The organism is Cellvibrio sp. OA-2007 (genome assembly GCF_000953825.1).
Classification (GTDB): domain Bacteria; phylum Pseudomonadota; class Gammaproteobacteria; order Pseudomonadales; family Cellvibrionaceae; genus Cellvibrio.
Genome location: NZ_BBUL01000097.1, coordinates 185,103 through 203,485 on the forward strand (window position 1 = coordinate 185,103; position 18,383 = coordinate 203,485).

Below are 18,383 nucleotides of genomic sequence, written 5' to 3' on the forward strand. Positions count from 1 at the left end.
TGTAGGTCTTAGCGCAATGCGCAAAAAATAGGGAATGATTAAAATAAAACGTTATTTTTTTACTCAGTTAATACATCACTCAAGCTCTGTTTACTCAAGCGCTTGCAAATAGGCAATTGCCTCATCAAAAGCGAGTGTTTGCTGCTCGACTTCTTCACGCAAAAATTTAATTGTGACCCGCCCTGCTTTGGCCTCATCCTCTCCTAAAATAAGGGCAATATCAGCACCACACTTGTCAGCTTTTTTAAATTGATTTTTAAAGTTTCCTCCGCCACAGTTGCTTAGCAGACGAACAAACGGCAACTCATCTCGAATTCGCTCAGCTAGCTGCATGGCAATTGCTTGGACATCGCCGACGGCGACGAGATATATGTCCGCTTGTTGATCGAGATAATCAGGCACCATTTCTGCTGCCTGCAAGAGTAAAACCAATCGTTCAAGGCCAATACCAAATCCAACTGCTGGCGTTGACTTACCACCTAACTGCTCAACCAAACCATCATAGCGACCTCCCGCACAGACCGTACTTTGAGCACCTAATTTGTCAGTCACCCACTCGAACGCCGTTTTACCATAATAATCGAGGCCGCGCACTAAGCGCGGATTAATCTGATAACGAATACCAGCTGCATCTAGCAAGGATTTTAACCCTTCAAAATGCACACGCGACTCTTCATCTAAATAATCCAGTAACACAGGAGCGTCATTAAGTAATTTTTGGGTGTTTGCATCCTTGGAGTCAAGAATACGTAGAGGATTCGTGGAGAGGCGACGCTTGCTGTCTTCATCTAATTGATCGTGAAGAGCACTTAAATAAATAACTAAGGCATCTTTATAGGCAGCACGAGCATCCGCACTACCGAGCGAGTTAATTTGCAACTGCACATGTTCAGCAACACCCAGCTCACGCAAAATACGCGCGCTAAGCACCAATACTTCAGCATCGATATCTGGCCCTTGAATACCAAAAGTTTCCACACCAATTTGATGGAACTGACGATAACGGCCTTTTTGCGGACGCTCATGACGGAACATAGGGCCCATATACCAAAGGCGCTGGGTTTGGTTGTAAAGTAAACCGTTCTCTTCACATGCACGAACACAACACGCAGTACCTTCAGGGCGCAGAGTAAGACTGTCACCATTGCGATCTTCGAAGGTATACATTTCCTTTTCGACGATATCAGTCACTTCACCAATCGAACGTTTAAATAACTCGGTTGATTCAACAATTGGAAAACGAATTTCCTGATAACCATAACGCGCCAAAATATCGGTAACTACACTTTCTACGTATTGCCATAGCGGTGAATCTGCTGGAAGCAGATCATTCATACCGCGAATTGCCTGTAATTTTTTCAATTTAAAACCTTACTTATCACGCGCTAAAAAGTAACTAACCCTTAGCAATAATATTCTTGGCATCAGCGTCCATTTGCGACTGCTTTTGCGCCGCTTTTGCGCGAATTAACCGCTCAAGATTATCAACCAAATTTTCATTGGTTAACTTTTGATTGGGCTCACCATCGATATAAATTAAGTTGCTAGGCGTTCCGCCAGCAAGACCGAGATCAGCCTCTTTTGCTTCTCCCGGGCCATTAACTACACAGCCAATAACTGCAACGTCGAGCGGAACAGTAATATCTTCCACGCGCTGTTCCAAATCATTCATAGTTTTTATGACATCAAAGTTTTGCCGTGAGCAGCTAGGGCAAGCAATAAAATTCACGCCTTTACTACGCAAGCGCAAACTGCGCAGCATATCCCAACCCACTTTAATTTCTTCAACCGGATCGGCCGCCAGTGAAACGCGAATGGTATCGCCGATACCATCCATTAACAGCATTCCCAAACCTATTGAAGATTTCACGGTACCGGAGCGTAAACCACCCGCCTCAGTAATTCCCAAATGTAATGGCTGATCGATTAATGTCGCTAACTTACGATACGCAGCAACCGCCATAAATACATCTGATGCTTTGACGCTGACTTTAAAATTGTGAAAATTAAGTGAATCGAGAATTTCAACATGGCGCAATGCGGACTCCACCAATGCATCCGGTGTCGGCTCGCCATATTTTTTTTGCAAATCTTTCTCTAGCGAGCCTGCATTGACGCCAATACGAATGGGGATATTCAGATCCCGCGCTTTATCAACTACCGCTTTAATACGCTTTTCGCGACCAATATTTCCAGGATTGATACGCAGGCAATCCACACCCAAATCGGCAACTCGCAGGGCAATTCGATAATCAAAATGAATGTCCGCCACCAAGGGAATTGTTACTTGTTTACGGATCTCACCGAACGCCTCAGCCGCTTCCATGGTAGGCACAGAAACACGAACAATATCAGCGCCAGCCAACTGAATGCGGCGAATCTGCTCTACAGTTGCCGCAACATCTGTAGTTTCAGTGTTCGTCATACTTTGTACTGAAATAGGTGCATCACCGCCTACTGGAACATTACCCACCATAATTTGGCGAGACTTACGGCGTTTAATTGGAGACTCACAGTGCATAGTTATTCCTGATGACTTTTGCGTGACTACTCGTGAGTAGACTCACCCACTGTTAACGACAGTACATTAGTGCCCAATGCAGGCACTACAGCGACTTTGTCGCCATTTAATTCTATTTCGGCGCCCGGAGCATTTCCGAGCTTCACATAAAATGGCGTCTTACCCTGTAAAACCAAATGACTGCCAGACCGCTGTAAATCAGCCACTAATACATCACCACGCGCATCACTGACCTCAACCCAACATTCTTCGGTAAAAGAAAATTTGATTGAATCCAATTGAGTCGTATCACTAACTTGCACTGCACGTATTGACGAGGCTATTGAAGATACAGATGAATTAGCTGGGGCAACCACACTTGAATTTTGTACAAATGAAAGTTCACCACTCATCACGTCATCTTTCGCTGTATTTTCCTTAGTTTCATTTTCACTTACCAGTGTGGGTGGTGTAAGCACTGAACCACCGATAGACGAAGCCTGACTCACACTAGATTCATTTATTGATTGAACACTCAGCGCAGTTTCAACCGGCGGAACAACAGCTATAGGACGGTTATAATTGGGTTGCTGACGATTATCAAAAAACCAAATTGACACGAGCCACAGAATTAATAACGCGCCCAAAATCCACACAACAAATTGCCACAAGGGCTTATTAGGCGACTCGACTCGACAAGGCAACACCTGCTCAACCAACCCATGTTTTTGCGCGTGACGATCATAGGCGGCAAGCACCTGCACAACATCGAGCTTCACTAAATTGGCGTAAGCACGTAAATAACCGCGAGTGAACGTGTCTGAGCCCATATGACGATAATCATCAGACTCGAGCGCGCGCACTTTAGTCAAGGTCATGTAGAGTTCTTTTGACACCTGTTCTTGAGTTAAGCCTGCACGCTCACGCGCCCAGACTAATAATTTGCCAGGTGACAGCTCGCGAAAACGACCATCATCATTCGTTTTTTTTTCGTCGTCAGATACCATTGAATGCCCGTCAATATTAATAACGTTTGTTGTTATACATCATCGTTTGTTTGTACTCCAAATACTCTTTGGAATAGGGATAGCGATTCTTCAATACCAACAAATAACTGGCCTCTTGGTCCTTGTTGCCAAATACACGCTCTAACCGAATACCCAGTAAAAGCGCACGTGCAGATTGCTGCCCAAGTGCTTGATAGCGATCCAGATGCTTTTTAGCCTCAGCATATTCCTGATTAATAAAACTCATTGCAGCTAATTCAATATGCGGTTCAGCAAGCCCCCGGTCCAATATGCTTGCATGTTCAAATGCTGCCTTGGCTCGCTCGTTCTTGCCAAGTAATAAGGCTGTTCTACCCACATTCACTAACGCGGAAGCACGCCCATCATAGTCGAGATCACTGGCGGCTAACTCAAACTCCACCAAGGCCTCTTCATAGCGTTTAAGGCCGAATAAGAACACACCGTAGTTATTGTTAGCTAAGGTGAAGTTTTTCTTACGTTTAAGTGCCTTTTTAAATGTCTTCTCGGCTAGTTCAGGCTCACCCTCTAACTGATAAAGTCGTGCCATGGCCTCCATTGCATCCGCTGAATTCTTATCGATTTCGGATGCTTTACGTAAGTGATGGCGCGCAGATTCACGATTTCCTTTTTCAATGTAACCTTGTGCCAAACGAATATGCAGTTCTAATGATTTTGACTTGTCTACCTGACGCGTTGATTTACTTCCACTACCCTCCGATACACAGCCGGTAAGAAAAGCTGCCACGACAAAAGGCACCAAGGTTAATTTCAGCAATCTTAGAAAATTATTCATTTGCATCATTCACACCTTTACGTTGAATCTATTGACTAACAATTTTTACCGCTTGCACCTCATCAAATTGTGCGCGGTAGCGCTCGCTGCGACGAGTCACGTCATTGACCTGCCCTGCCAATTGACCGCAGGCTGCATCTATATCATCTCCCCGTGTTGTGCGGACGGTTGTGATGTAGCCCTCTTCCATCAAAATGTCCTGAAACTTACGTAGAGCGTTATTACTCACGCGCTTGTAATTTGACAAATTAAATGGGTTAAATGGAATCAGATTTATCTTGACCGGAACATCACGCAGGAGTTCCGCCAGCTCACGCGCATGGTGAGGGCGATCATTCACTTGATCGATTAAGGTGTATTCAATCGTGATTTTACGATGGGTATCGGGCATGGCTTCGATATAACGTTTGGCTGAATCAAGCAACATCGCAATTGGATATTTACGATTAATAGGCACTAATTCATTGCGCAACTCATCGTTTGGTGCATGAAGAGAAATAGCAAGACAGGCATCGGTATACTGACTCAAGCGATCTAACTGCGGCACTACTCCAGAGGTACTCAGTGTTACGCGGCGTTTGGAAATACCGTAAGCATTGTCGGCCATCATCAAATTCATGGAGTCAACAACATTGTCAAAGTTGAGCAATGGTTCGCCCATGCCCATCATTACCACATTGGTTACTCTGCGCGGGCCATTCGCTTGCAATTGACCAAAGGATTTTGCAGCAATCCAGACTTGACCAATAATCTCTGCTGCAGTTAAGTCGCGATTAAACCCTTGCTTGCCGGTTGCACAAAAACTGCAATCCAACGAGCAACCGACCTGAGACGACACACAGAGAGTACCGCGATCGCCATCGGGAATAAAAACTGTTTCAATTACATTATTGCCACTGACACGGATCAAAAACTTGCGGGTGCCATCGGTTGAATCAAATTGCTGTACCACTTCCGGCATACGGATTTCAGCAATATTTTTTAACTTTGCACGCAAATCTTTACTGACATTGGTCATATCATCAAAATTGTCGGCGCCCAACTGGTGAATCCATTTCATTACCTGAATAGCGCGAAATTTTTTCTCGCCAATTGATTCAAAAAAAGCCACCAACTTAGCTTCTGGCAAACCCAGTAGATTCATTTTGACAGAGCCCTCTGCAGCCTCCTCGATTGCGGGAGATGTTGAACTTGATACTTCAGTCATGGCTCTTTACCTAATGAACGACATGGGGAACAACAGTGATTAAACAATATTAACGAATAACAACTTCATTGCTGGCAAAGAAATAAGCAATCTCGCGCGCAGCAGATGTAGGCGAATCTGAACCGTGCACAGCGTTTCTGTCTATCGCCTCAGCATAATCAGCGCGAATAGTACCTGGCGCTGCTTTAGCTGGGTCGGTAGCACCCATTAATTCGCGATTAGCTACAATGGCATTTTCACCAGACAACACTTGTACAACAACTGGACCGGAGGTCATAAACTTGACCAAACCATCAAAGAACGGACGACCTTTGTGCTCTGCATAAAAACCTTCAGCTTGAGCATTGCTCAACATCATCATGCGCTGGGCGACAATTTTGAGACCAGCCTTTTCAAAGCGCGCAACAATTTCACCGATATGATTTTTGCTAACGGCATCGGGTTTGATAATAGATAAGGTTTGTTCAACAGCCATAAGATGCTCCACACGCGATTTTCCGGTTACTGCAGGCTGGATTACATCGCTAAAAGCGGATTCACTACCTACAAAATACAAAACCCGCGAATTATACGCGGGTTTACATTATTTTTATATCCTAGCTATTTGATTAATAAACAAAATCGGCTAAGGGAGCGCACCCAAATAGCACCAAACCTAATTGGTCTGACTGGCGCGATCTTGAATACGCCTCACCATTGCCTTAAGCCCATTACCTCTGGTAGAGCTTAGATGTTGAAGCAGGTCGAGTTGGGCAAAATACGCATCTATATCAAAGGCGAGGATTTCACCGGGTGTTTTACCATTAAACGCAGCCAAGACTACTCCCAACAGCCCTTTAACGATAAAGGCATCGCTATCCGCCTGGAAAAACAACTTGCCTGCACGCCACTCATCAACCAGCCACACCTGACTCTGGCAACCGCGCACCAGATATTCATCCGTGCGCAAACTGGCATCCATCTCCGGCAAATCTTTGCCCAGATCAATAATGTACTTATAACGCTCTTCCCAGTTATCAAAAAAACCGAGGCTATCGACAATGTCATCGACGGTGACATCTATACCAAATTGGGTCATTAAATTTCTCAATACTGTGTGATCAATAAAACATTCCAGTCTGCAGCTGCGCCTCTTCACTCATCATATGGCGCTGCCATGGTGGATCAAACACCAGCTCAACTTTGACAAGTTTTACATTGGGCACTTTGCGCACACGATACTCAACATCACCTACTAGTACCGGCCCCATGCCACAGGCTGGCGCAGTCAACGTCATTTGAATATCGACTCGCTTGGCCGACTGATCCACTTTGACGCTGTAGATCAGCCCAAGATTGACCAAATCCACTGGAATTTCCGGATCAAATACAGTGCCGAGGGCTTGCCAAACTTGCGCCTCAACAATCTGATCATCCACTGGTTCAGGAAAACTGATTGTTTCAGACTCAAGTCCAAGCAGATGCGCATCAGTACCATCTACCCGCACCATCTGCCCGTGATAGGTCAATGTGTAGTTACCGCCCAGCGCTTGGGTGATGGTAACAAAGGTACCCTCAGGAATAGTCAGTGGCGTACCATCAGGAACGCGTCGCGCCGGACAGTCCGCCTGAGCTACTACCATACGTCTTTCAGACATAGTCATTCTCTACGCAACGCGCCTTAATTAACGCTAAAACTTTCACCGCAACCGCAATAATCTTTAACGCGCGGATTGTTGAATTTGAGCTGGCGATTCACACCCTCGGTGACGTAGTCAATTTCTGTACCACTCACCACCGACAGGCTTTTTGCATCAACCAACAGCTCAACGCCCTCTTCCAATTGCATATGTACATCATCCGCTTTGGCTTCATTAACCAAATCAACAACGTACATCCAGCCAGTACAGCCACTTTGCTTTACGCTCAGACGCACCGCTTTAGCATCTTTTGCGGAACCCAGTTGCCGCTTGAAATGCGCAGCGGCAGTAGACGTTACCTGCACAGGTTGCTGCGGATCAAATGATGCGACGCTCATACCAGTCTCCCAATTAACTCACCGTTCGTGAGAGCATTACTCGTTAAACCATTTTTTACTTCAAGGATTTGCTGCAACACTTTTATTACAACAAAAAGGTTTTCGCTTTTTCAATCGCGACAAATAAACGATCCACCTCAGCAAAGGTGTTATAAAAACTAAAACTTGCACGCACAGTACCGGGAATACCAAACTGATCCATGATGGGCTGGGCACAGTGATTACCTGTACGCACCGCCACACCTTGCTTATCTAATAAGACACCGACATCTGCCGGATGTGCACCCTCAAGCAAAAAACTCATTACGGATGTTTTATCGGTAGCCGTGCCAACCAATTTCATACCAGCAGTTGCACGCGCTTTTTCCTCAGCATAATTTAACAGTGCCTGTTCATGCGCAGCAGCAGCAGTACGGTCAATTGAGTTTAAATAATCAATCGCCGCACCAAAACCTATAACGCCCGCGATATCAGGTGTGCCCGCTTCAAACTTGTAAGGCAGCTGATTAAACGTTGTGCCCGCAAATGAAACCGTTTCAATCATTTCACCGCCACCTTGATAAGGCGCCATAGCATTGAGCAAATCTTCTTTGCCGTACAGCACACCTAAACCGGTAGGGCCAAATAATTTGTGTGCGGAAAATACATAAAAATCGCAATTTAGTTGTTGCACATCCACTGCCCAATGGCTCACCGCTTGTGCGCCATCAATCAATACCCGCGCGCCAATCGCATGCGACAAGGTGATAATTTTTTCAATCGGATTGATCGTACCCATTGCATTGGATACATGCCCAACTGCCACCATTTTTACCTGAGCATCAAGCATCGCTTCAAAAGCCCGCATGTCGATACTGCCGTTGGCATCTACGGGAATTGGCTCAACCTTTGCCCCCGTCGTTTGGGCAATTAATTGCCACGGCACAATATTCGAATGATGCTCCATGGCCGAGACCAGAATGCGATCTCCGGATTGCAAATTGGCTTTACCCCAAGAGGCTGCAACCAAATTAATGCTCTCCGTTGTGCCGCGCGTCCAGATAACTTGTTTAGCTGCAGGCGCATTTAAAAACCGTGCAACTTTTTCCCGCGCGGTTTCAAACTTCACCGTAGCGCGATCTGCCAGTGCGTGTGCACCGCGATGCACATTACTGTTGTCATTGCGATAGTAATCGCTGATTGCATCAATAACGGCATTGGGTTTTTGTGTGGTTGCGGCGTTATCCAAATACACCAGCGGCTGCCCATTTACCTGTTGATGCAGGATAGGAAAATCCGCGCGGATTTTTTCCACATCAAAATTTGCTGCAGTAACACTTGCCAACGGCTTAGTCATCGGCAAGCTCCGCTAATACATCGGCAGCGATCAAGCTGTTATCGCGACCAAAGAGTTTCGCCAAACGCGGCTGCAAATAATCATGCACTACCGGCTGCGCAATTTGCTCAAGCAACTCGTTGATAAAACCGAAGCTCAACATCACGTCCGCTTCGGCACGGGAAAGACCACGGCTTTGCAAGTAATAACGGGCATTGGCATTGAGCTGGCTAATGGTAGCACCGTGGGCGCACTTCACATCGTCGGCGTAAATTTCCAATTCAGGTTTGGTGTTCACTTCCGCCTTGTTGGATGTGAGCATATTTTTGTTGCTTAATTCCGCCAGGGTTTTTTGCGCATCTTGGTGGATATAAATACGGCCATTAAAAATAGCCTGCGCTGAATCACTCACAATACCGCGAAACACTTCATTCGATTTACAGTGCGGGACCCAGTGGCAAACATTGGTGTGATAATCCACTACCTGCTGGTTGCGCGGCAGGTACACACCCTGCAAATCCAACTCCGCACCCTGCCCGCGATGATTCAATTGATAATCCACACGCATCAGGCGTGAACCCAATGCCAGTGCAAATCCACGCAGCCGGGCATTGCGTTGCAAATCTACATGCACTGCACCTATATGTTGCGCCTGCTCTTCTTCCATATTTAAACGGTAGTGATGCAAGCTAGCGTTATCGCCGATATGAATTTCAGTCAGCGCATTGGCAAAACTGTTTTTTGCATCGAGACTTGAGCAATAATGTTCAACAACTTCAGCTTGGGCATTCTCATCCAACACAATCAACAAGCGCTGATTACTTGCTGCTGCATCCGCAGTCACCAGATTGACGATATAAACCGGTTTTTCTAATCGTTGATTACGCGGCACATGAAGTAAAACACCATCATCAAGCCAAGCATTATTGAGCGTAGCGAATAGATGGCGCTCACCCTCAACAATCTTGCCCAAGTATTTTTCAATCAAGGCTTGCTGTTCGGCATTGGCATGGGAAAAACGTATAACTGCTTCTGGCAGGCTGCTGGAGTATTCTGCGTTAAATATCCCATTCACGAATACCAGCCGATACGCATCTAGCGGGATCAAATCGTTCTGCTGAGCACTGTCTAATATTGGCTTGGCAGCGGAGCTAAGTACCTGTAGCTGTGTATTTTGCAAACCCTGCATTGGCGTGTATTTCCAATGCTCAGTTTTACGCGTTGGCCAAGGCTGCGCCAACCATGCATCGGTAGCTTGGGCGCGCAATGATTCAAGCCAAACTAATGGCTGTTGTTGTGCAGTCAGTCGTATTGCTTGCTGTTGAAAATCACTCATGCTTATACGGCCTCGTTTTCAAGCCAGGCATAACCTTTTTCTTCCAGCTCCAGCGCCAACTCTTTGCCGCCAGTTTTTACAATGCGGCCATTCGCCAGCACGTGAACATAATCCGGCACAATATAATCCAGCAGACGCTGATAGTGGGTCACCACAATAAAACTGCGCTCCGGTGAACGCATCGCATTTACACCATTTGCTACAACTTGAAGTGCATCAATATCCAAACCTGAGTCTGTTTCATCGAGAATGCACAGGCTTGGCTCAAGCAACATCATCTGCATAATTTCGTTGCGCTTCTTTTCGCCACCGGAGAAACCCTCATTCACGCCGCGCTTTAAAAATGCTTGATCAAGGTTTACGCGTTTGCTGGTTTCCCGTGCGAGCTTCATAAATTCAACTGCAGACAACTCCGATTGGCCGTGGTGCTTGCGCTTGGCATCTACCGAGGCTTTTAAAAACTCCATATTGCTAACACCGGGAATTTCTACCGGATACTGAAAGGCAAGAAATAAACCTTCACGGGCGCGCTCTTCGATTTCCAGCTCAAATAAATCTTTGCCATTAAAATCCACGCTACCGCCAGTCACTTCATAGCCTTCGCGACCAGATAACACATTACCCAAGGTACTTTTGCCCGCTCCGTTTGGCCCCATAATGGCATGCACTTCACCGGGCTTTACGGTCAGATTTAAACCTTTAATGATTTCTTTCTCTTCAACACGGGCAAACAAATCAGTAATGCGTAACATAAATTTTTTAGTCCGATAGTTTTCTAACACGGTAAATTCAATTGTTTTCGTTTTTGTGAGCAACAATAAACCAAACATTAACCAACAGAGCCTTCAAGGCTGACTTCCAGCAATTTGCCAGCTTCAACAGCAAACTCCATTGGCAGCTCTTTAAATACTTCACGGCAGAAACCATTCACAATCATGGACACTGCTTTTTCCGCATCCAAACCGCGCTGCTGACACAGGAACATTTGGTCTTCACTGACTTTTGAGGTGGTCGCCTCATGCTCAATCACTGCGCTTGGATTTTTGCTTTCGATATAGGGAAATGTATGGGCGCCGCACTTATCACCAATCAACAGTGAATCGCACTGAGTGTAATTGCGCGCACCTTCCGCACCGGGGTTGATACGCACCAAACCGCGATAAGCATTGGAGCTTTTACCGGCCGAAATGCCTTTTGAAATAATCGTAGAGCGAGTATTTTTACCGATATGAATCATCTTGGTGCCGGTATCGGCTTGCTGATAATTATTAGTCAGCGCAACAGAATAAAACTCACCCACACTGTTATCGCCACGCAAAATACAGCTCGGGTACTTCCAGGTGACCGCTGAACCGGTCTCAACCTGCGTCCAGGAAATTTTGGCATTGGTATGGCACACACCGCGCTTGGTTACGAAGTTGTAAATACCGCCCTTGCCTTCTTCATTGCCCGGATACCAGTTCTGCACGGTGGAATATTTAATTTCGGCATTGTCGAGCGCGATCAATTCAACCACCGCAGCATGCAATTGGTTTTCATCGCGCATAGGCGCCGTGCAGCCTTCGAGATAACTAACGTGCGAGCCTTCATCGGCGATGATTAAGGTACGCTCGAATTGACCGGTATTTTGTTCGTTGATGCGGAAGTAAGTAGACAACTCCATTGGGCAGCGCACACCTTTGGGGATGTACACAAAGGAGCCATCAGAAAACACGGCGCAGTTGAGCGCGGCATAATAGTTGTCTTTTTGCGGGACAACTGAACCAATATATTTTTTAACCAAGTCGGGGTACTTATGCACCGCTTCGCTGATCGAACAGAAAATAACGCCGACCTCAAGTAACTTTTCACGGAAAGTCGTCACCACCGACACAGAGTCAAACACCACATCCATCGCCACGCCGGCAAGTGCCGCCTGCTCATGCAAAGGAATGCCGAGTTTTTCATAGGTGCGCAATAATTCCGGATCAACCTCATCCAAGCTTTTCGGCTTTTCATCCATGGACTTAGGCGCGGAATAATAAGAAACAGCTTGAAAGTCAATGTCGTCGTATTTGACATGCGCCCATTCCGGCTCGTCCATTTCCAACCAGGCGTGATAGGCCTTCAAACGCCATTCGAGCAACCACTCCGGCTCATTTTTTTTCGCCGAAATAAAACGGATAACATCCTCATTCAACCCGGGTGGCAGGGTTTCTGAATCGAGGATGGTATGAAAACCCGCCGCGTATTCTTTTTTAATGAGATGTTCGACTTGTTCAGACATGACATTTACCTTTTTTTGCAGAGGACTGGCAAAACAACACTAGGCCTTATGCAGCTTGGCGATAACACCGCGAAGGTGTTCAATCGCATATTCAATTTCATCGGCAGTAGTGTAACGGCCGAGACTAATACGCAGCGACGCTTGTGCCGTTTCGTCGCTCAAACCAATCGCTTTCAACACATAACTGGGCGACATGCTCGCGGAATTACACGCAGAACCACTTGAAATAGCCAGATCGCGCAACGAGAGCAGTAGCATTTCACCATCGGCATCACCAAAGGCGATATTTAAAATGCCGCTGACACAATCAATACTTGAACCATTGCGTTTAATGCCCGGCAAATCCGCAATGCCTTGCCATAAACGATCACGCAGGAGCTTGATACGTTCGGCATCTGTGGCGAGATGCTCAACCGCCAATTTTGCTGCTTCGCCCATACCCACTAACTGGTGGGTTGCCAAAGTACCGGAACGCATACCGCGCTCATGACCGCCACCGTGAATCTGCGCAGCAACTTTCACTTCGCCAGCGCGACGCACATAAAGCGCACCAACACCTTTGGGGCCATAAAATTTGTGTGCCGAGAGCGACAATAAATCCACGCCGAGCGCTTTAACATCAACAGCAATTTTCCCTGCGCTTTGCGCGGCATCGCAGTGCATTAAAATACCGCGCGCTGTGCAAATTTCACTTAAGCTTTTGATGTCATTAATGCAACCCAACTCATTGTTGACCTGCATGACACTGACTAAAAAAGTATCTGGCTGCAGAGCATAAGCAAGCGTATCCGCCGTGATAATCCCTTCATCAGTCGGCTGCAAACGGGTTACACGAAAACCTTGTGTTTCCAACCAGCTCGCCGGATCGAGCACTGCTTTATGCTCAATTGCAGACACAATAATATGACCGCCACTGCTGTGTTGCGCGCGATAGGTTTCAGCAATTCCCTTTAGTGCCAAATTGTTTGCTTCGGTTGCGCCGCTAGTCCACACGATTTCGCGCGGGTCGGCATTGATTAAACCGGCAACCTGTGCACGCGCCTCTTCTACCAGTTCTTCTGCTTGCCAACCGTAAAGATGTGAACGCGATGCGGGGTTTGCGAACGCGCCCTCTAATGTCAGGCACTGAGCCATACGCGCAGCCACTTCAGGGGCAACGGGTGTAGTCGCGGCGTAATCTAAATATATGGGTTTGCGCAAAACAGTGGGTACCTTAACGGTGAAAAAACATGATGCTAAATAACAAGGTCACGGCAAGATTTACAAAATCTCACTGACTGCAATATGCGATTCATCCTTTTGCATGGTCACTACACGCAAATCCTGACGCGCGCGAACTGACTGGATATCGTTGCGCGCCACCAAGTCAGCTAGGGTGATATCACTCAAAAACTGATGGATTTGCGCGCTTAAGTCTTCCCATAAATGATGCGTCAGGCAGACTTCACCCTCATGGCAATTACCCTTGCCTTCACAGCGGGTCGCATCCAATGACTCACTCACTGCATCTACCACCTGGGCAATAGAAATATCGGCTGTGCTGCTCATCAGGCGATAACCACCACCTGGCCCGCGCACACTTTTCACTAATTTAAAGTGACGCAAGCGCGCAAATAGCTGCTCCAGATACGAAAGGGATATGCCTTGGCGTGTGGATATATCCGCCAGACTGACAGGTCCTTCATCGCTATGCAGTGCCAAATCAAGCATGGCGGTAACTGCGTAACGACCTTTGGTGGTAAGTCTCATAGCGGAGAAGCCTCGCTGCAAAATCCCGGAATACATGTGTTGCCGCGCACAAAATAGCACGCAAATGCAGACACGACGCCAATTCCGAGTATTTTACTCAAGTATTCAACTTTTTCCAACGGGCAATCCTTGTTGCGACAGATTATCGTCTGTATTTAAGCGTCCTGCTCACCAATACTATTCGGCCGGCTTATCGTCTTTGGTTAATTCCCGCATGGACTCCAAACCCGGCGTTTTGCCAAATTTAATCATAACCTTGCCACTGTAGTGGATGTAGTTCTGCACCGCCGTTAGTACACCGCGCAGAATATTCAGCTCCATTTGATCCATACGCACCCGGTTATAGAGGCGACGCAGGCGAGTCATGGTCTGTTTGGGGTTATCGCGATCGAGGAAGTTCAGTTCAGCGAGTGTTTGCTCAAGGTGTTCGTAGTAGGTCTCCATGGCTTGTGCCTCAACTGGCGGCATATCCCACTGGTGCTGCGGCAGCGTATTGCCTTCCGCTGCCTGCAAATACGCCATGCGCACTTCATAGCTGATGACCTGCACCGCGGTCGCGAGGTTCAATGAGCTGTAATCCGGGTTGGCTGGAATATGCACGTGGTAATTGCACTTATGCAGCTCTTCATTGGTCAGGCCGCGATCTTCGCGTCCAAAAACAATCGCCACTTCATGGCTGGCTGCCTCTGCCCAAACGTTTTCACCACACTGGCGCGGATCCAACAACGGCCAAGGGATACGACGCTCGCGCGCGCTAGTGCCCACAACCAAACTACAACCGGCGATGGCTTCATCGAGCGTTTCAACAACGACGGCATCATCCAGCACGTCAGTCGCACCGGCCGAGCGCCATACCGCTTTGTCGGATGGGAAATCCTGCGGTGCAACCAGATAAAGACGCGATAAGCCCATGTTTTTCATCGCTCGCGCGGCACCGCCAATATTGCCGGGGTGGCTGGTATTAACCAAAACGATACGGATATTGGCAAAAGGCTGGGCTGACATAGGCAAATCTCGCGCTGAAATGAAGTGATAAATCGCGTCACATAAAAAGGCGCGCAGTATACAGTCAACTATCACTAGCCTCCAGTGAGGACTTGCCGCTATAATTCGCGCCCTTGGCGAGAGGTGTGAGGCAAGAGTTGCTCAAATCACCTGCGGCCCTGCTCTTTATACAATCCCGACCCCCTGAATTAGCGCTATCTAATCGATAGGATCTAATTGCTTGATTAACATTGGCTTATGCTTTTTAGCTAACTGAATTGGTGCTTTATGGAACCCATGTTGACAATAGCCTTGCGTGCTGGACGCAAAGCTGCTGAATTGATTGAACGCGCATTTGAACGTGTTGACCTGTTAACGATCGAAACCAAAAGCCGCAACGACTACGTTACCGAAGTCGATAAAGCTGCCGAAAAAGAAATCATCTACCATCTCCGTAAAGCCTACCCCGATCACAGTATCCGCGGCGAAGAAGGCGGCCACCAACCAGGCAAAAATCCCGATTACGAATGGATCATCGATCCGCTTGATGGCACTACCAACTTTATTCACGGGGTTCCGCACTTCTCCATCTCCATCGCTTGCAAATACAAAGGCCAGATCGAACACGCCGTTGTTATAGACCCTATCAAACGCGAAGAATTTACTGCTAGCCGTGGCCGTGGCGCTGCACTTAATGGCCGCCGTATTCGTGTGTCCAGCCGCCGCAATCTTGAAGGTGCATTGATTGGCACCGGCATTCCTTTTAGTGGTTACGCACTGGAGCACATCGGCCCATACCTTGCCTGCGTGCAGGAAATTGCAGGCCAAACATCAGGCATCCGCCGCGCCGGTTCAGCCGCATTGGATTTAGCCTATGTAGCCGCAGGCCGCTTTGATGCTTTCTGGGAAATGAATTTGAATGAGTGGGATATTGCAGGTGGAATCCTGTTGGTCAAAGAAGCTGGCGGTTTGATCAGCGACTTTAATGGCGGTGGCGACTATTTGGAAAGTGGCCACATCGTCTGCGGCGCGCCCAAAGTATTCAAACCTGTTTTACAGGTAGTGCAAAAAAATCTTGGGCATTTGAAATAAACAACAGGTTTACTCAGTCCATAAAAAACGGCGAGCCTAAGCTCGCCGTTTTTCTATTAAAAGCCCACACCAAATCATTTGCATTAATGATCGTGCAACAACAGATTGAACACATCTATGAGGCGATGAATATCAACCGGCTTGGTCAAATAATCATAAAAGCCAGCGGTACGCCCGCGCTCCACGTCATAAGGCATAGCGTTGGCCGAAAGACCAATCACCGGGATTGCTCGTGTATCAGGATCGTTTTTCAACACACTCAACACTTCATAACCATCCATGCCCGGCAAATTAATATCCAATATCACCAAATCAGGCCGAGTACTGCGCGCCTTATAAATCCCTAGAAAAGCCTCCTCTGCAATATCCAGCTCAAGCTGCGGATAACGCGCAAAAATTTGCTGCAGCAACCGAATATTAGTTGGGTTGTCTTCTACATAAAGTACCTTGCAAGGACGCTGCACATGCAAAATTGCCGGAGTGTAATCTTTGTGAGAAGAAACACGCACAATCGATTCCGCATTCCACTCAGCAGCCATGGGAAAATCCATCCAAAATGTAGTCCCCATACCTTCTGCGCTCGTGAATTCGAGGCGCCCCTGCATCATCTCAACTAATTGCTTGGTAATAACCAAGCCCACACCAGAGCCTTCAATATTGGTATTTTCCGCAGTTAAACGGTTAAAAGGCTGAAAAACCTCACTTTGACGCTGCAGCGGAATACCGCGCCCGGTGTCACGCACACCAATGCGCAATTGCTGGCCGGGCTGGGCAGCAAGGGTTACTTCAACTTCCCCCCCGACAAAGTTGTATTTCACTGCATTACTTAACAAATTTAACAATGCCTGCTTAAAACGCACATGATCAGCAATCACATAAGTATTGGAAAACTCTGCCAGCGATGAAGACAGGCGAATCCCTTTGGCATCAGCCTGCGGTTGCACCAAGGTAAAACATTCAGTAATCAAGCGCGAAACCAGTACCGGCTCAAGCGACACCGTCATATTGCCCGATTCAATTTTGGCAAGATCCAACACATCGTTAATCAACTGCAGCAAATGTTCGCCCGCTTTGCGAATTTCGCGCACATTGTCGATCTGCTGGGATTTCAAATTGCCATCGTATTCAAACAATTGGGTGTAACCGAGAATCGCATTCAGTGGGGTGCGCAATTCATGGCTCATGCTCGACAGAAATTCAGACTTGGCGCGATTGGCTTTTTCAGCCTGTTCTTTTGCCTGGATAACCCGCTCCTCTGCGCGCTTAACTTCGGTAATATCCATATTACTGCCCGACATCATAATCGGCTGACCTTTATCATTAAATACCGCACGCCCACGGCCGCGAATCCAACGAATCTCACCATCGGTATTGATAAGCCGATATTCCACATCAAATGGAGCCCGACCTGCCATATGCTCAACGAGCGCCTCATCAAATTTAGAGAGGTCTTGCGGATAAATATGCCGGCGCCAAATTTTTAGGCGATCTTCACCTTCTGTCAGCACATCGTCCAGATCCTGATAGCCTAATAACTCCCAGCAGCGATGGGAAAAATGAAATCCACCGCGATCGGCATACCACTCCCAAATGCCATCGCTAGACGCCTGAATAATGCGTACCTGACGCGCCTCACTCTCCCGCAAGGCGGCTTCAACTTTTTTAATTTCAGTGATATCAAAGTTCACGCCCGACATAATAATTGCGCGGCCTTTTTCATCGCGCATGGAATCGGCGCGAACCTGAGTCCAAATATAATCACCGGCCTTGGTTTTAATACGATAAGACACATCCAGCGGGATACCACTGCGCAAATGTTGACGCGCCGCCTCAATCGCATATTCGCGATCATCCGGATGCATATAAGCCAATACATTGGTTGCATCGCTGATCCCGCCCACATCGTCCGGACCATAACCCAATCGCTCCCAAAACCCACCCGACCACTCTATATGATGGGTCTGTAAATCCCACTCCCAAAAACCGTAGCCGCTACCGTTAAAAATGCGCTGAAAGCGACCTACCGTAGTGCGCAGCAACTCGATGTCATCACTCAATTGCAATGCAGGATTAAAACTGATGTGTTCAATCATAGG

The 18,383-nt window shown here is 47.3% G+C and carries 18 protein-coding genes; 1 reads left to right on the forward strand and 17 read right to left on the reverse strand.

Annotated elements, in window-relative coordinates:
- Positions 1-90: 90 nt before the first annotated feature.
- The 16 genes from hisS to trmJ form a co-directional block, all read right to left on the reverse strand.
- A complete protein-coding gene (hisS, locus tag AWU77_RS19210; protein WP_062067434.1) occupies positions 91-1,362 on the reverse strand; it encodes a histidine--tRNA ligase in 1,272 nt (423 codons plus the stop codon).
- Between the two features lie 34 nt (positions 1,363-1,396).
- Positions 1,397-2,521 (reverse strand): flavodoxin-dependent (E)-4-hydroxy-3-methylbut-2-enyl-diphosphate synthase, encoded by a 1,125-nt coding sequence (gene ispG, locus AWU77_RS19215; protein ID WP_062067437.1) that lies wholly within the window; start codon positions 2,519-2,521, stop codon positions 1,397-1,399.
- A gap of 26 nt (positions 2,522-2,547) precedes the next feature.
- Entirely contained in the window at positions 2,548-3,507 is a 960-nt protein-coding gene (locus AWU77_RS19220; protein WP_062067440.1) for a RodZ domain-containing protein, read from the reverse strand.
- 16 nt (positions 3,508-3,523) lie between these two features.
- On the reverse strand, positions 3,524-4,327 hold the full coding sequence (pilW, locus tag AWU77_RS19225; RefSeq protein WP_238582529.1) for a type IV pilus biogenesis/stability protein PilW: 804 nt from the start codon (positions 4,325-4,327) through the stop codon (positions 3,524-3,526).
- 22 nt (positions 4,328-4,349) lie between these two features.
- Positions 4,350-5,528: a 23S rRNA (adenine(2503)-C(2))-methyltransferase RlmN gene (gene rlmN, locus AWU77_RS19230; RefSeq protein WP_062067443.1), complete on the reverse strand. Its 1,179-nt coding sequence runs from the start codon at positions 5,526-5,528 to the stop codon at positions 4,350-4,352.
- A 49-nt stretch (positions 5,529-5,577) separates the two neighbouring features.
- Positions 5,578-6,003 carry a nucleoside-diphosphate kinase gene (gene ndk, locus AWU77_RS19235; protein ID WP_062067445.1) on the reverse strand — a complete coding sequence of 142 codons (426 nt, stop codon included), beginning with the start codon at positions 6,001-6,003 and terminating at the stop codon, positions 5,578-5,580.
- Between the two features lie 180 nt (positions 6,004-6,183).
- A complete protein-coding gene (locus AWU77_RS19240; protein ID WP_062067448.1) occupies positions 6,184-6,606 on the reverse strand; it encodes a SufE family protein in 423 nt (140 codons plus the stop codon).
- A gap of 22 nt (positions 6,607-6,628) precedes the next feature.
- Positions 6,629-7,165, reverse strand: coding sequence for a putative Fe-S cluster assembly protein SufT (sufT, locus tag AWU77_RS19245; protein WP_193747560.1), 537 nt, complete (start codon positions 7,163-7,165; stop codon positions 6,629-6,631).
- Between the two features lie 23 nt (positions 7,166-7,188).
- Positions 7,189-7,545 (reverse strand): iron-sulfur cluster assembly accessory protein, encoded by a 357-nt coding sequence (locus tag AWU77_RS19250; protein ID WP_062067454.1) that lies wholly within the window; start codon positions 7,543-7,545, stop codon positions 7,189-7,191.
- Between the two features lie 85 nt (positions 7,546-7,630).
- Complete coding sequence (locus AWU77_RS19255; RefSeq protein ID WP_062067457.1) at positions 7,631-8,881, reverse strand: cysteine desulfurase; 1,251 nt, start codon at positions 8,879-8,881, stop codon at positions 7,631-7,633.
- Entirely contained in the window at positions 8,874-10,196 is a 1,323-nt protein-coding gene (sufD, locus tag AWU77_RS19260; protein WP_062067460.1) for a Fe-S cluster assembly protein SufD, read from the reverse strand. Before sufD ends, AWU77_RS19255 begins: the two co-directional genes overlap by 8 nt.
- Positions 10,197-10,198: 2 nt before the next feature.
- Entirely contained in the window at positions 10,199-10,948 is a 750-nt protein-coding gene (sufC, locus tag AWU77_RS19265) for a Fe-S cluster assembly ATPase SufC (protein WP_062067846.1), read from the reverse strand.
- 77 nt (positions 10,949-11,025) lie between these two features.
- Positions 11,026-12,462, reverse strand: a complete 1,437-nt coding sequence (sufB, locus tag AWU77_RS19270; RefSeq protein ID WP_062067463.1) for a Fe-S cluster assembly protein SufB — start codon at positions 12,460-12,462, stop codon at positions 11,026-11,028.
- A 39-nt stretch (positions 12,463-12,501) separates the two neighbouring features.
- Positions 12,502-13,662, reverse strand: coding sequence for an aminotransferase class V-fold PLP-dependent enzyme (locus AWU77_RS19275; protein WP_193747561.1), 1,161 nt, complete (start codon positions 13,660-13,662; stop codon positions 12,502-12,504).
- A gap of 60 nt (positions 13,663-13,722) precedes the next feature.
- Positions 13,723-14,211 (reverse strand): Fe-S cluster assembly transcriptional regulator IscR, encoded by a 489-nt coding sequence (gene iscR, locus AWU77_RS19280; RefSeq protein ID WP_062067465.1) that lies wholly within the window; start codon positions 14,209-14,211, stop codon positions 13,723-13,725.
- Between the two features lie 177 nt (positions 14,212-14,388).
- Positions 14,389-15,216: a tRNA (cytosine(32)/uridine(32)-2'-O)-methyltransferase TrmJ gene (gene trmJ / locus AWU77_RS19285; RefSeq protein WP_062067852.1), complete on the reverse strand. Its 828-nt coding sequence runs from the start codon at positions 15,214-15,216 to the stop codon at positions 14,389-14,391.
- A gap of 267 nt (positions 15,217-15,483) precedes the next feature.
- On the opposite strand from trmJ, the gene AWU77_RS19290 reads away from it, so the two are divergent.
- Positions 15,484-16,287, forward strand: a complete 804-nt coding sequence (locus AWU77_RS19290) for an inositol monophosphatase family protein (protein WP_062067468.1) — start codon at positions 15,484-15,486, stop codon at positions 16,285-16,287.
- 83 nt (positions 16,288-16,370) lie between these two features.
- Here the strand turns inward: AWU77_RS19290 and AWU77_RS19295 are convergent, their stop codons facing one another.
- Positions 16,371-18,380: a PAS domain-containing protein gene (locus tag AWU77_RS19295; RefSeq protein ID WP_062067471.1), complete on the reverse strand. Its 2,010-nt coding sequence runs from the start codon at positions 18,378-18,380 to the stop codon at positions 16,371-16,373.
- Positions 18,381-18,383: the final 3 nt, after the last annotated feature.

What these genes read in the sequence shown, in the direction of transcription:
- ispG (WP_062067437.1), bottom strand. Translation starts at nt 2,521, where the DNA reads ATGCACTGTGAGTCTCCAATTAAACGCCGTAAGTCTCGCCAAATTATG.
- AWU77_RS19220 (WP_062067440.1), bottom strand. Translation starts at nt 3,507, where the DNA reads ATGGTATCTGACGACGAAAAAAAAACGAATGATGATGGTCGTTTTCGC.
- pilW (WP_238582529.1), bottom strand. Translation starts at nt 4,327, where the DNA reads ATGCAAATGAATAATTTTCTAAGATTGCTGAAATTAACCTTGGTGCCT.
- rlmN (WP_062067443.1), bottom strand. Translation starts at nt 5,528, where the DNA reads ATGACTGAAGTATCAAGTTCAACATCTCCCGCAATCGAGGAGGCTGCA.
- ndk (WP_062067445.1), bottom strand. Translation starts at nt 6,003, where the DNA reads ATGGCTGTTGAACAAACCTTATCTATTATCAAACCCGATGCCGTTAGC.
- AWU77_RS19240 (WP_062067448.1), bottom strand. Translation starts at nt 6,606, where the DNA reads ATGACCCAATTTGGTATAGATGTCACCGTCGATGACATTGTCGATAGC.
- sufT (WP_193747560.1), bottom strand. Translation starts at nt 7,165, where the DNA reads ATGTCTGAAAGACGTATGGTAGTAGCTCAGGCGGACTGTCCGGCGCGA.
- AWU77_RS19250 (WP_062067454.1), bottom strand. Translation starts at nt 7,545, where the DNA reads ATGAGCGTCGCATCATTTGATCCGCAGCAACCTGTGCAGGTAACGTCT.
- AWU77_RS19255 (WP_062067457.1), bottom strand. Translation starts at nt 8,881, where the DNA reads ATGACTAAGCCGTTGGCAAGTGTTACTGCAGCAAATTTTGATGTGGAA.
- sufD (WP_062067460.1), bottom strand. Translation starts at nt 10,196, where the DNA reads ATGAGTGATTTTCAACAGCAAGCAATACGACTGACTGCACAACAACAG.
- sufC (WP_062067846.1), bottom strand. Translation starts at nt 10,948, where the DNA reads ATGTTACGCATTACTGATTTGTTTGCCCGTGTTGAAGAGAAAGAAATC.
- sufB (WP_062067463.1), bottom strand. Translation starts at nt 12,462, where the DNA reads ATGTCTGAACAAGTCGAACATCTCATTAAAAAAGAATACGCGGCGGGT.
- iscR (WP_062067465.1), bottom strand. Translation starts at nt 14,211, where the DNA reads ATGAGACTTACCACCAAAGGTCGTTACGCAGTTACCGCCATGCTTGAT.
- trmJ (WP_062067852.1), bottom strand. Translation starts at nt 15,216, where the DNA reads ATGTCAGCCCAGCCTTTTGCCAATATCCGTATCGTTTTGGTTAATACC.
- AWU77_RS19290 (WP_062067468.1), top strand. Translation starts at nt 15,484, where the DNA reads ATGGAACCCATGTTGACAATAGCCTTGCGTGCTGGACGCAAAGCTGCT.
- AWU77_RS19295 (WP_062067471.1), bottom strand. Translation starts at nt 18,380, where the DNA reads ATGATTGAACACATCAGTTTTAATCCTGCATTGCAATTGAGTGATGAC.